Annotated in this window: 12 protein-coding genes; 4 read left to right on the plus strand and 8 right to left on the minus strand. The window is 63.4% G+C overall.

Annotation, left to right across the window (positions count from 1 at the left end; all coding sequences use genetic code 11):
- Position 1 precedes the first annotated feature (1 nt).
- Complete coding sequence (locus tag C2L64_RS26145; RefSeq protein WP_007589845.1) at positions 2-1,015, minus strand: hypothetical protein; 1,014 nt, start codon at positions 1,013-1,015, stop codon at positions 2-4.
- A 419-nt stretch (positions 1,016-1,434) separates the two neighbouring features.
- Between C2L64_RS26145 and pstS the strand changes: the two genes are divergently transcribed.
- The 3 genes from pstS to C2L64_RS26165 all read left to right on the plus strand — a co-directional run bounded on the left by pstS (position 1,435) and on the right by C2L64_RS26165 (position 4,376).
- Positions 1,435-2,466, plus strand: coding sequence for a phosphate ABC transporter substrate-binding protein PstS (pstS, locus tag C2L64_RS26155; RefSeq protein ID WP_039901728.1), 1,032 nt, complete (start codon positions 1,435-1,437; stop codon positions 2,464-2,466).
- 266 nt (positions 2,467-2,732) lie between these two features.
- Positions 2,733-3,788, plus strand: coding sequence for an extracellular catalytic domain type 2 short-chain-length polyhydroxyalkanoate depolymerase (locus tag C2L64_RS26160; protein ID WP_039901727.1), 1,056 nt, complete (start codon positions 2,733-2,735; stop codon positions 3,786-3,788).
- A 27-nt stretch (positions 3,789-3,815) separates the two neighbouring features.
- A complete protein-coding gene (locus C2L64_RS26165; protein ID WP_007589836.1) occupies positions 3,816-4,376 on the plus strand; it encodes a hypothetical protein in 561 nt (186 codons plus the stop codon).
- Here the strand turns inward: C2L64_RS26165 and C2L64_RS26170 are convergent.
- Positions 4,307-5,158: an NAD(P)H-binding protein gene (locus C2L64_RS26170; protein ID WP_007589835.1), complete on the minus strand. Its 852-nt coding sequence runs from the start codon at positions 5,156-5,158 to the stop codon at positions 4,307-4,309. The genes C2L64_RS26165 and C2L64_RS26170 overlap by 70 nt on opposite strands.
- Positions 5,159-5,308: 150 nt before the next feature.
- Here C2L64_RS26170 and C2L64_RS26175 point away from each other — a divergent pair, with 150 nt between their 5' ends.
- The gene (locus C2L64_RS26175; protein ID WP_007589834.1) at positions 5,309-6,289 is read left to right on the plus strand and encodes an AraC family transcriptional regulator; all 981 of its coding nucleotides are present in this window, start codon (positions 5,309-5,311) and stop codon (positions 6,287-6,289) included.
- A 5-nt stretch (positions 6,290-6,294) separates the two neighbouring features.
- On the opposite strand, the gene yjfF is transcribed toward C2L64_RS26175, so the two are convergent.
- From yjfF to C2L64_RS26205, 6 genes are all read right to left on the minus strand, one after another.
- A complete protein-coding gene (gene yjfF, locus C2L64_RS26180; RefSeq protein WP_007589830.1) occupies positions 6,295-7,392 on the minus strand; it encodes a galactofuranose ABC transporter, permease protein YjfF in 1,098 nt (365 codons plus the stop codon).
- Positions 7,389-8,426: an ABC transporter permease gene (locus C2L64_RS26185; RefSeq protein WP_007589829.1), complete on the minus strand. Its 1,038-nt coding sequence runs from the start codon at positions 8,424-8,426 to the stop codon at positions 7,389-7,391. The genes yjfF and C2L64_RS26185 overlap by 4 nt, the downstream gene beginning before the upstream one ends.
- Entirely contained in the window at positions 8,423-9,937 is a 1,515-nt protein-coding gene (locus tag C2L64_RS26190) for a sugar ABC transporter ATP-binding protein (protein ID WP_007589826.1), read from the minus strand. Before C2L64_RS26190 ends, C2L64_RS26185 begins: the two co-directional genes overlap by 4 nt.
- A 95-nt stretch (positions 9,938-10,032) precedes the next feature.
- Positions 10,033-10,971: an ABC transporter substrate-binding protein gene (locus C2L64_RS26195; RefSeq protein ID WP_236674268.1), complete on the minus strand. Its 939-nt coding sequence runs from the start codon at positions 10,969-10,971 to the stop codon at positions 10,033-10,035.
- 587 nt (positions 10,972-11,558) lie between these two features.
- Entirely contained in the window at positions 11,559-11,876 is a 318-nt protein-coding gene (locus C2L64_RS26200) for a TFIIB-type zinc ribbon-containing protein (RefSeq protein WP_007589824.1), read from the minus strand.
- Between the two features lie 111 nt (positions 11,877-11,987).
- On the minus strand, positions 11,988-12,818 hold the full coding sequence (locus tag C2L64_RS26205; RefSeq protein ID WP_007589822.1) for a TerC family protein: 831 nt from the start codon (positions 12,816-12,818) through the stop codon (positions 11,988-11,990).
- Between the last annotated feature and the right edge of the window lie 5 nt (positions 12,819-12,823).

The raw sequence follows: 12,823 nt of genomic DNA on the forward strand, positions 1-12,823 counted from the left end.
CTTAAAGAGCGCGCATGGCTGCGTCGATCTGCAATCCACCCGGCGGCAGATCGGAGCGTCGAAAGCGAACCAGCGCGAAGGCGCGCATCTGCGGCGTGACGCCGGGAACACGGACGAAGTGAAACTCGATATCGCTGCCCCCTTTCGTCTCGCCTTCCTGAACCACGTTCATCATATCGATGCGGATATGCCGGTTTTTGATGTACACGTAATCCGCCGGCTTGCCGAACACCTCGCAAATGCCTTCGAGTTCGTGTTCGATGATATCGGTCGGCACTCTGAGCGCGGCGAGGCTCTCGGCGTTCTGCGCGATCTGCGTCTGCACATGCGCGAGTTCGCTCGCTTCGACAGCGCCGCCGCCGCCCGTGACGGAAGCCAACCCCGCGCCGCCGCGATGCAGCAGCGCAACGCGCTCCTGCATCAGCTCGCGCCCTCGCGCGAGCCGCGTGGCGCGGGTGGCCGCCAGCATCGACAGTCCTTCGAGCGCCAGCTGATCGATCAGTCTGCGCCCGATTTCTTCGCGAAGCGACGTTTCCGTGCGCCCGCAGACCCTCACGCGGTAGTCGCTGAAACTCAGCGTGGTTTGCGCGACATCGTGATGCAGCGTGTCGCCGTCCAGCGCGACGCCCAACACGTGCCGCTCGGTCAGCGCCATGCCGAGCGTGCCATGCACATCGACGGCGTCGGGATTCGATTCGAAGAAAGCGCGCACCTCTTGCGAGCGGCCGAAGGTATCGGCGATATCGTCGGGGGTCGCGAAGAATGCGCGCAGGCTCGGATTGCCGGCCCACGCGTCGGCGTTCGCATCGAGCGTTGCGGGGAGCGAAGCCATCAGTTCGTCCGCATAGTCGAGCGTGACGGCAATCGGTTCTTTGAGCCGATGCCGATAACGGCTCGCGACGGCGATCCGCGGATGAATGGCGAGAATGCGCCCGATCGCCTCGTCGATACGCGCGGCAGCCATCGGCGGCACGGATGAGGAATCGCGATGAAACAGCCGGCTCAGCAAGCCCATTGCCGCTATCTCCGGGAAATGAGGCACAGGTCAAACATCGTTGATCGCGAATCAGCATACCGCATGAAAAATCCGCTGCGTGAGCGCGTCGCGCCTGACGCGGCGAACGGACGCGGGGACGCAGCGCCGTAATGCGACCGCCAGCCGTGCGCAATCCGCCTGAAAACATCGAGGCTAGCGAACAGCGGCGCCAGTTCCTCCACCTCGACCCTGCTCTCCTCCGACAAAAGCAAATGCGCCCAGACCAAGTCTGCACGCGGGTTTGCGATAGGCCGATTCAATTTGCATCACGTACGCCGCCGTCCTGTAATCAGATGCACGGCAATGCCATCTGTCGACATCAATCCTTCACAGTCGACAGCGAACGGCTGGACCGGCCATCACCCGACAATCCGAACACCAACGACCGTGAGGCTATCGTGAGAACCATCCCAACGTGGATTGCCCTGCTTGCCACCTTCGTGACGATCAACGCTCACGCCGCCGATATCACGGGCGCGGGCAGCACCTTCGCCGCGCCGATCTACACGGCATGGGCGGACGGCTACAAGAAATCCGGCGGAGGCAGCGTTCATTATCGAGGCGTGGGATCGACGGAAGGCGTCAAGCAGATACTCGCGAAGCAGGTGGACTTCGCCGGCTCCGATGCGCCGCTGACCGAGAGCGAACTGAGCAGGAGCGGTCTCGTCCAGTTTCCGACCGTGATAGGCGGCGTCGTGCCCGTCGTCAATATTCCGGGTATCAAGCCCGGTGAATTGACGCTGTCGGGCCAGGTGCTCGGCGACATCTATCTCGGCAAGATCACGAACTGGAACGACCCGGCCATCGTCGCGCTGAATCCGAAAGCGACGCTGCCCGATCTCGCCATCGCCGTGATTCGCCGCGTCGACGGCTCCGGCACGACGCTCATCTGGACGCACTATCTGTCGCAGGTCAGCCCCGAATGGAAGGCAAAGGTCGGCGAAGGCACGTCCGTTCGCTGGCCGCGCGGCATTGGCGGCAAGGGCAACGAAGGCATCGCCACTTATGTGCGCTATCTGCCCGGCTCGATCGGCTATGTCGCGTGGGACTTCACGAAGCAGAACCATATTGCGTACACGGCGATGAAAAACGCGTCGGGCGCGGCGGTACAGCCAGGACCCGAGGCGTTCAACGCGGCGGCGCTCGGCGCTGACTGGTCAACGTCGCTGGTCAGCATTCTCACGAACGAGCCGGGCAAGGACGCATGGCCCGTGATGGGCGCGACCTTCGTGCTGATACCCGTGACGCAGGACAAGCCCGATCACACGAAGGAAGCACTCAACTTTTTCGAATGGGCGTTTGCGAATGGACATCGCACGGCGCAGGAACTCGACTACATTCCGTTGCCCGCTCCCGTTATCGAGGAAATCCGCACGCAGTTGCATACGCGCGTGAAGGATGCGTTGGGCAAGCCTGTCGCTGCTCAGTAGTGAACGTGGGTGCGAAAGCCTGATGCGCAACGCGTCAATCGAATGCACGCAGCATGGCTTTTTATGCCGCGAGGCTAAGCCGAATCTCGTCGCGCAATCTTCATAAAAAAGCGCTTGCTGCACTGCGCAACGTCGTCTATACCAATAGAGCTTCGATCTTGAAGTACCGCATCAAGCGGTCGATAAAGCGACTTCTGCGTGTCACACATCTGACCGGTTGCGATGGGCATCATCGCGGCTGCGCTATTCGTACGGGGGACTATTCAATGGCGAACGATATCGTTCAACTGCGCAACTACAACGTCAAGAAAGGCGAAAGCTCCATTTCCGGTTTGTCTTCAGGCGCATTCATGACAGTGCAACTGCACCTCGCGCATTCCGCGAGCTTTGCGGGTGTCGGTGTGATTGCGGGCGGACCGTTTCGCTGCTCCGAGTCATTTCGCGGCGCGGCGCCGCTGGCCGAGGACGCCAATGTTCAAAGCGCCGAATACATCTGCATGAGCCCGCTCACGCCGCAGACGGGACCGAGCGCGCCGCGCCTCGCGCAACTCGCGCACGACACCGCGCAGGCGGGTGCAATCGATCCGCTGTCGAATCTCAAAGGCGACCGCGTCTATCTGTTCACGGGCTCGCGCGATACCGTCGTGTATTCCGAGGTCGTGAAGTGCACGCATCGTTTCTACGAGTTGCTCGGCGTCGCGTCCGACGACATCCTGTTCGACGACACGGTGCCCGCCGGCCATTCGATCGTCACCGACAATCCAGAAGACTCGTTACTCGATACCAACCAGCCGCCCTATATCAACCAGGGCGGTTTCATGCAGTCGCATCGAATCCTGCATCACATCTACGACGGCCTGAAGGCGCCCGCGCCACAAACGAGCGGCCGTCTGCTGCGCTTCGATCAAACCGAGTTCTTCGGCGGCGAAGCGCGCGCGAGCATGGGCGAGTTCGGCTATGCGTACGTGCCGCGCTCCGTCGAAGAAGGCGCGCCGGCACGCGTGCACCTCGTGCTGCACGGTTGCAAGCAGGGCTACAGCTACGTGAACTACGTATTCGGACGCGCCGACGTGACGAACCAGGCGCCCTACGGCAACCGCTACATCACGACGACGGGCTACAACGAACTCGCCGACAGCAACGACATCATCGTGCTGTATCCGCAGGCGACGGGCGCCGACGGCGGTGGACTGCAAAACCCGGACGGCTGCTGGGATTGGTGGGGCTATACGAGCGACGACCCCGAACAGCCCGACTACTATTCGCGCAATGCAATCCAGATCAAGGCGCTGCACAGCATGCTGAGCCGGCTTGGCGGCTGACCCTTCCTCTTACCTGACGAGCCTGCCATGAACGAAATGACCCTCATGCCCGCGCCTGCGGAGCAAACGGCTGCATCGAGAGCCACGGCTGTCGCAACGGGTGCCGTGACCGCCGCGGAAGCGGTGCAGAAAACCGCGCCGGCCGCACGCGCCGCCGCCGTCCAGGACACGCTGAAGATGCCCGTGCTGTTGAGCGGGTGGGCCGCCCGTTCGGCGACCAACAGCATCGACACCGCGCGGCTGCTCGCCTTCGGCATGGACCTGCACACCTGGGGCGAACTGGTCCAGATGCAGCAAGCCGTCGTCGAGCGTCTGACGTTGCAACAGCAAGCCTGGATGCAAGGCTGGGCCGCATGGAACCGCGAGCGCGCCGAGATTCGCGGCGCCAACACGGTGACGAAACTGGTCGAGCAGGAGTTCAACCTGGTCGCGCAGATCGGGCAACTGCTGATCGATCAGACCACGAACCTGATCGCGCTTCAGGAAAACATCGAGGTGTCGTACGCGTACTGGCTCAATCAGAAGCTAGGCGCGCTGTCTTCGACACCCGGCGTCCAGACGCCCGTCGCCGCTGTCGCACGCACGTAATCGCCGAACTCGCGCGGACGCCGCCCGAGCGCGCGAAGCACGCCGTCCTGCACGGAAGCGTTGCGCCCGTCGAGCAATTCCGTGAACAGGTAGCGGATCAGGCCGATCATGTCGGGCGGCAGCTGTGCTTCTTCGAGCGCGGCGACGTATTCGGGCATCGTCACGCGCGTGAAACGGATCGGCCGTCTTGTGGCGCTGGCGATCTCTGCGACGGCATCGGCGAAGGTCCACAGGCGCGAGCCCGTCAACTCGTAGAGCTGGCCCGCGTGGCCGTCGTCGGAGAGCGTGGCGACGGCTACGTCGGCGATATCGTCGGCATCGACAAACGGCTCGCCGATGTCGCCGACGGGCAGCACCAGTTCGCCCGCGAGTACCGGCTCCAGAAAGTGCGCTTCGCTGAAGTTCTGCGCGAACCAGCTTGCGCGCAGCAACGTCCATTCGACGCCCGACTCGCGCACGATCTCTTCGCAGCGTTGCGCTTCCGTCTCGCCGCGCCCCGACAGCAGCACGAGGCGGCGTACGCCGCTTTGCACGGCGAGATGGGTGAACGCCTGGATATCGTCGGCGGCGCCGTCGACGGCAAGGTCCGGGAAGTAACTGATGTAGACGGCCTTCACGCCGTTGAGCGACGGCGCCCACGTCGCGCGATCCGCCCAGTCGAAAGGCGGCGTGCCCGAGCGCGAGCCGTGCCGTACGTTGGCGCCGCGCGCCGTGAGCCGTTCCGCCACGCGGCGGCCTGTCTTGCCCGTGCTGCCCAGCACGAGAATCGCGTCTGCTTTCATGGATCACCTCCGTCTGAAGGCCGCGTCGTGCGGCGACCGTGAATCCAGAATAGCGACGCGCTTCTGGACGGACAATGATCCGATATCCGCCATTCTTGATCATTCGTCCAGACGCTTGGACGGACGTCCTCTGCCGCCTACACTGCCTGCATGGACGAACTGCCCGCATCCGTTGATCCGCTCGGCGAAGCGCTGCACTTTCTGCGCATGAGCGGCACTTTCTATTGCCGCTCGGAGTTCACGGCGCCCTGGGCGCTCGAACTGCCGCCGTTCGAGCGCTCGATGATGTTCCATGTGGTGACGTCGGGCGAATGTCTGCTCGAAGTGGACGGCGCCGAGCGTTGCGTGCTGCGCCCCGGCGATCTCGCGCTCGTGCCGCACGGCGCGGGGCATCGGTTGATGAGCGCAGCGGGCGTCCCTGCCGGCAAGCTGTTCGATCTGCCGCGCGAAGCCGTCAGCAACCGTTACGAAATTCTTCGTCATGGCGAAGGCGGCGCGCCGACCACGATGATCTGCGCGCTCGTGCGCTTCGATCACCCTGCCGCGCAACGGCTGATCGGCCTGCTGCCGGCGCTGATTCGCGTCGACACGTGGCAGTCGCCTGAAATGGAATGGATACAGAGCACGTTGCGTTTCATCGCAGCCGAAGCGCAGCAGCTGAATGCGGGCGGCGAAACGGTCATCACGCGGCTCGCCGACATCCTCGTGATTCAGGCCGTGCGCGCGTGGATCGCGCATGCGCCCGCCGCGCAGACGGGCTGGCTCGGCGCGTTGCGCGACCGGCAGATCGGGCGCGCGATCGCGATGATTCATCGCGATCCGTCTAGCAACTGGACCGTGGCGGCACTGGCCGACAGCGTCGGCATGTCGCGCTCGGCGTTTTCCGCGCGCTTCACGCAACTGGTCGGCGAACCTGCGATGCGCTACGCGGTGCGCTGGAAAATGCAGGCAGCGCTCACACAGTTGCAGGAGACGGACGCGTCGCTGCTGGAGCTTGCGCTGCGCCTAGGCTACGACTCCGATGCCGCGTTCAGCCGCGCGTTCAAGCGCATCGTCGGCGTGACGCCGGGCGCGGCGCGGCGGCATGCGCGCATGCAGAACGACGACGCAGCGTTGCCGTCAGTCAGCTGACACGCTCACGACTGCTTCAACGTCGTCGGACTCATCTTCGCCAGATCGATTTTGCTGGTGCCGTGTGGTGGCGTGGTTTTGTCGGCGGACTTTGTCACGTTCGCGCCCAGGCCCGTGCCGTCCGATTTGCGCCGCGCCGCATGCCGCTCGATGATGCGTTGAAGCAGGCAGAACGCGCACAGCAGCGCGCCGATCACGATGCGTGTCCACCACGAACTGAGCGTGCCGTCGAAGGTAATCAGCGTCTGGATCGTGCCCAGAATACCGACGCCGAACACCGAGCCGATCACGTAGCCGACGCCGCCCGTCAACAGCGTTCCACCGATTACGGTCGCGGCAATCGCATCGAGTTCCATGCCCTGCGCCTGCAAGCCGTAACCCGACAGCACGTACAGCGTGAACACGAAGCCGCCGAGCGCCGAGCAAAAGCCGCTCAACGCATACACGCCGATGCGCGTGCGCGCGACGGGCAAGCCCATCAGTAGCGCCGAACGTTCGTTGCCGCCGAGCGCATATACGTTGCGTCCAAAGCGCGTGAAGTGCGCGACGAAGATCGCCACGGCCAGTGTCAGCAACGCGATCAATGCGCCCGACGTCAGCGAGCCGCCGCCGATGGGCACGCTGAAGCCCGCCATCGCATGGAAGGTCGACTCGTTGATCGTGATCGATTGCGTGGTGATCAGAAAGCACGCGCCGCGCGCGAGGAACATGCCCGCCAGCGTGACGATGAACGGCTGCAAACGGAAGAAGTGGATCAGTGCGCCCATCGCAGCGCCGTACAGCGCGCCGAACGCGAGCACCAGCGGCGCAATGACCCACACGGGCCAGTGCAGGCGCTCCGCGCAGATCGCGCACAGAATCGTAGTCAGTGCGACGACGGAGCCGACGGACAGATCGATGCCGCCCGACACGATCACGAACGTCATGCCGATCGCGACGATCAGCAGGAACGCATTGTCGACGAGCAGCCCGAGCAACACCTGCAGCGAGAAGAAGCCCGTGTACATCACCGAGCCGAAGCCGAACAGCACGGCAAACAGCACGACGGTGACGACGATGGGCAGCGTGCGCGGATCGAGCAGACGGCCGAGCATGTTGTTCATTGGGGCGTCCCAGTAAGCGGTTTCGTCTTCATGAATGCGAATGCGCGCAGCAACTGGCGCACGAGCATCGCGCGCGCGACGCTCGACTGGATCACGCTGACGAACAGCACGACGATGGCCTTCACGACGAGCGTCGCTTCAGGCGGCACGCCGATCGAGTACGTGGTGTACGTGAGCGTCTGGATGATGAGCGCGCCGAGCACGGTGCCTGCGAGGCTGAACCGTCCGCCGAGCAGCGACGTGCCGCCGAGCGTCACGGCGAGAATCGCATCGAGTTCGAGCAGCAGGCCCGCGTTGTTGCCGTCCGCACTGCGCACGTTCGAACTGGCGAGAATGCCGGCGATGGCCGCCGTCAAGCCCGAAAACACATACACGCTGAACACGATCGCGCCCGAGCGCAGACCGACCAGCCGCGTCGCGACGGGATTGACGCCGATCGCGCGGATGAAGAGGCCGAGCGCCGTGCGATTGACCAGCAGCGCCGTCGCGGCCGTCACGCCGAGCGCGATCCAAACCGAGCAAGGTACGGTCGCCAGATAGCCGCCGCCGAACACCAGATAGCCTGGCGCGCCGATAGGGATGATCTGCCCGCCCGTGAGCAGCTGCGCGACGCCGCGCCCCGCCACCATCAGGATCAGCGTCGCGATGATCGGCTGCATGCCGACGAACGCGACCAGCATGCCGTTCCAGACACCCGCCAGCACGCCCACGGCGAGCGCCGCGCCGAGCGCGGTGCCGACGCGCGTCGGATCGTCGGCGAGTACGACGGCGGCCGCCGCGCCCGCAATCGCGACGATCGCGCCGACGGAAATGTCGATGCCGCGCGTCGCGATCACGAGCGTCATGCCGAGCGACACGATCACGAGCGGCGCGGCGCGATTGAGAATGTCGATGGGCGCGCCGAACAAATGTCCGTCGAGCAGCGCAATCGACAGGAAGTTCGCGCGGTGCGCGACGTCGATGGCGAACAGCGCGATCAGCGTCAACGCGGGCCACACCAGCTGATGCCTGAGCACCGCCTGAAGCTGCTTCATTCGCTTCCCCCTGCGATCAGCCGGTAGACCTGATCTTCCGATACGGCACTGCCCGTCACGTCGGCGATCTTGCGCCGGTCGCGCAGCACCGCGATGCGATGGCTCACGCGCACCACCTCGCCCACTTCGGACGAAATGAACAGGATCGCGAGACCTTTTGCGCACAGTGCGAGCACGCGGTCCATGATTTCGAACTTCGCTGCGACGTCGATGCCGCGTGTGGGTTCGTCGAGAATCAGCATCTTCGGTTCGGTGGCGAGCCAGCGCGCGAGCACCACCTTTTGCTGATTGCCGCCCGACAGCAGGCCGATCGGCTGCTCGGCGTCGTGCGCCTTGATGCCGAGCCGCTCGATATACGTGTCGGCGATTTCGCGCTGCTTCTTGCGGCCGATCATGCGCAGCCACCCGCGCTGCGCCTGTAGCGCGAGGATGATGTTCTCGCGGATCGACAGCGCGGCGACGATGCCCTCCTTCTTGCGGTCTTCCGGGCAATAGCCGATGCCGTGCCGCACCGCATCGTGCGGCGAGCTGAGCTTCACGTTCTTGCCGTCGACGCTGATCGTGCCCGCGTCCGCCTTGTCGACGCCGAACACCAACCGCGCCGTTTCGGTCCGGCCCGAACCGAGCAATCCCGCGAGCCCGAGTATTTGCCCAGGCTGCACATCGAGATCGATGGGATTCATCACGCCGCGTCGCGCGACGCCTTGCATCGACAGAAACGGCGCCGCGCCCGCGCGCTGCTGCGGCGTATCGGGCGCACCGCCTTTCAGACGCTCCGTCATCCGGTTATGGCCGACCATCTTCGCGACGAGCTGTTCGACGGGCAAGTCTTTCGCGAGATATTCGCCCTCGCGCTCGCCGTTGCGCATCACGGTGATGCGGTCGGAAATCGCGTACGTCTGTTCGAGAAAGTGCGTGACGAACAGGATCGCGATGCCCGCCTGCCGGATATTGCGCAGCACGTCGAAGAGCCGCGCGACTTCGCCGTCGTCGAGACTCGAGGTCGGCTCGTCGAGAATCAGCACGCGTGCCTTGACCGACATCGCGCGCGCAATCGCGACCATCTGCTGCACGGCGATCGGATACGCATCGAGCGACTTCGTGACGTCGAGCGACACGTTCAGTTCGGCAAGCGCCTCCTCGGCGCGCAGGTGGATCGCTTTCCAGTCGATCGCGCCGCGCCGCTTCGGTTGCCGGCCCGCGAAGATGTTCTCCGCCACGGAGAGATTCGGGCAGAGATTGATTTCCTGATACAGCGTCTGGATGCCCGCGGCTTCGGCTTCGAGCGGCGTCGCGAAACGCACGGTTTCGCCCGCGAGGCGGATTTCGCCCGCGTCCTGCTCGTGCACGCCTGTGAGCACATTGATGAGCGTGGATTTGCCCGCGCCGTTCTGGCCCATCAACGAATGGATTTCTCCGGGGAACAGCCGGAAGTCGACGCCCGACAACGCCTTCACGCCGGGAAACGTCTTGCTGATGCCGATGGTTTCGAAAAGCGGTTGTGCGGCCATATAAATGTCGCAAGCAGCGTGAGGCGGTGACGTTTCATGAAAATCCGGCGCGCCTGGATGCAAAGCGCGCCGGACGTACGCAGCGACTCAGCCGCTCAATACTTACGTTGCGGCAGAATCTGCGCGGCGACGTTCATCGGGAACACGGTCTCGTCGGTCACGATGCGCTTGGGCAACTGCTTGCCCGCGACCACGTCCTTCACGGCCGTCATCAGTTGCGGCCCGAGCAGCGGGCTGCATTCGACGTCGACATTGATCTTGCCCGCGATCATCGCTTCGAAGCCGCCCTTGGTCGCGTCGAACGACACCACGCTCACGTCCTTGCCGGGCTTGATGCCTGCTTCTTCCATCGCCTGGATCGCGCCGAGCGCCATGTCGTCGTTATGCGCGTAGACCACGTTGATCTGCTTGCCGTAGGTCTTGGCGAACGCTTCCATCACCTGCTTGCCGCCAGCGAGCGTGAAGTCGCCGCTCTGCGACGCGATGATCTTGAACTTCGGATCGTTCTTGATCACTTCGATCAGGCCCGCGTGTCGGTCGTTCGCGGGCGCCGAGCCGACCGTGCCTTGCAGTTCGGCGATGTTGATCGGGCCTTTATCGTCCTTGTACCGCTCTTCGAGCCATTTACCCGCGCGGCGGCCTTCTTCGAGGAAGTCCGAGCCGATCATCGTCACGTATAGCGACTTGTCTTTCACGTCGATCGAACGGTCGGTGAGAATGACGGGGATTTTCGCGTTCTTCGCTTCCGTTAGTACAGGTTCCCAACCGGACTCGACCACGGGCGAGAACGCGATCACGTCCACTTTCTGCGCGATGAACGAGCGGATTGCCTTGATCTGGTTCTCCTGCTTTTGCTGCGCATCGGAAAACTTCAGGTTGATGCCGGCGTCCTTTGCCGACGTTTTCACGGACACGGTATTCGCAGTGCGCCATGCGCTTTCGGCGCCGACCTGCGAAAAACCCAAGGTGATCTGCTTGTCCCCGGCGAAGCTGTTGACGCTCGCTGCAACGGTGAGCGCCGCTCCAACAAGCATGCCGGCGATCAGACGCGTGGCGACTTTCATGTGTTGTCTCCGATGTGGTTGTTTTCCAGGCGCTGCTTTTTCGTATGCGCGACGACAGCCATGACGCGCGACGAACGCTTTGCGCCAACTCTTGCTGCAAACCTGCAACTGACAGTCAATCTGGAAATCACGGTCCGGACGGCTTCCGGCATGGATGCGCGCTCGTGGCGAACACCCTGCGCGCCGCGCATGCCCCGGAGCATCGGCGGGGTCGCATTTCGCGCGTCTGACTTTTCCTTATAGCCAAACTATATGTTTGGCGCCGCGCGCTTTCGATTAGCGTTTTCCCGACGTTCGTGTCGATAAACATCAGGCTGCTGGCGACGGCATCATCGTGCCGATCCCGTGCTGTCCCACGTTTTAGGCAGATACGAAAAAACGGATCGGGGTGTCGCGGGCCGCTTGCTTACGCGGTGCGATGATGGGTCTCGATCGGATCGCTGTCGATTATAGTAATACTATAAAGCGTCCGATCGACGTTTGGATCGCGGCGCAGCCGCTCGGGCATCGTGTCGTCAGTCGTAGCCCGCGCGGCGCGCGCTCAGGATGCATGCAGGTCAGTCGAAATCGAACATATCGAACAGTGACTTCTTCTTGCGGCGCGGATCGTAGTGCTTGCGCTGATCGCCGTGGTAAGAATCGTTGCGCCGGCCCCACTGCTGGTCTTGATGGCCGTCGCGGTCGCCGTGGCGCCCATCGCGCTCGACCTGATTGCTTCTGTTGTCCGGTTCGGGCGTGTCCTGCATCTGGGTCAGCAGCTTGTCCAGTTCGCCGCGATCGAGCCATACGCCACGGCACGTCGGGCAATAGTCGATCTCGATGTTCTGACGTTCGGTCATCAGCAGATCGGGGGTCTTGCAAACGAGGCACTTCATTGCGTTGCTCCTTTCGTAACGTTCATACCTTTGTGTGCTGCCGTTCGGGGCGGCGTTCAACCGCCCCGATACTTCTGTCAGTCCGCTTCGGCCAGCTTCAGTCCGCTTCAGTCAGTTCGAGAAAGCCGAACCGTTCGTCTGCGTCTTTTCAGACCTTGTTTCGGAGCTGGCTTCACGCTCGGCCTCCAGGACTGCCGCCTTGTGCTCGCGCTTGTCCTTTCTGCGCCGCGCCATCATGTTCATGCCTTCGACGAAGCCTGCGAACGCCATGGCCGTGTAGATGTAGCCCTTCGGCACGTGCGAACCAAAACCTTCGGCAATCAGCGTCATCGCGATCACCAGCAGGAAGCTCAGCGCAAGCGTGATGATGGTCGGATTGCGCTCGATGAACTTCGACAGCGGGCGAGCCGCGAACAACATCGCCGTGACAGCAGCGATCACTGCAATGAACATGATGGGCAGGTGATCCGTCATGCCGACCGCGGTGATGATGCTGTCGACGGAAAACACGAGGTCGAGCAGCAGGATCTGGCCGATTGCAGCCGTCACCGTCAGGCCGCCGACGCCCATCGCAGGATTCGTGTGCGCCTCGGCGTCGCGGCTCACGTGATGGTGCATTTCACGCGTGGCCTTCCACACCAGGAACAGACCGCCCGCGAGCAGAATCAGGTCGCGCCACGAAAACGCGTGATCGAACACGGAAAACACCGGCTGAGTGAGCTGCGCGATCCACGCGACGGTGCCCAGCAGGCCAAGCCGCATCACCAGCGCCAGCATGATGCCGATGCGCTGCGTGCGCGCGCGTTGTGCTTCGGGGAGCTTGTTGCTCAGAATCGAAATGAAGATCAGGTTGTCGATGCCAAGCACGATCTCCATCACGACGAGCGTCACGAGTGCAGCCCATGCAGCGGGATCGGCAGCCAGGGTCAGTAAGGATTCCATTTGCG

This window comes from Paraburkholderia hospita, assembly GCF_002902965.1.
Taxonomy (GTDB): domain Bacteria; phylum Pseudomonadota; class Gammaproteobacteria; order Burkholderiales; family Burkholderiaceae; genus Paraburkholderia; species Paraburkholderia hospita.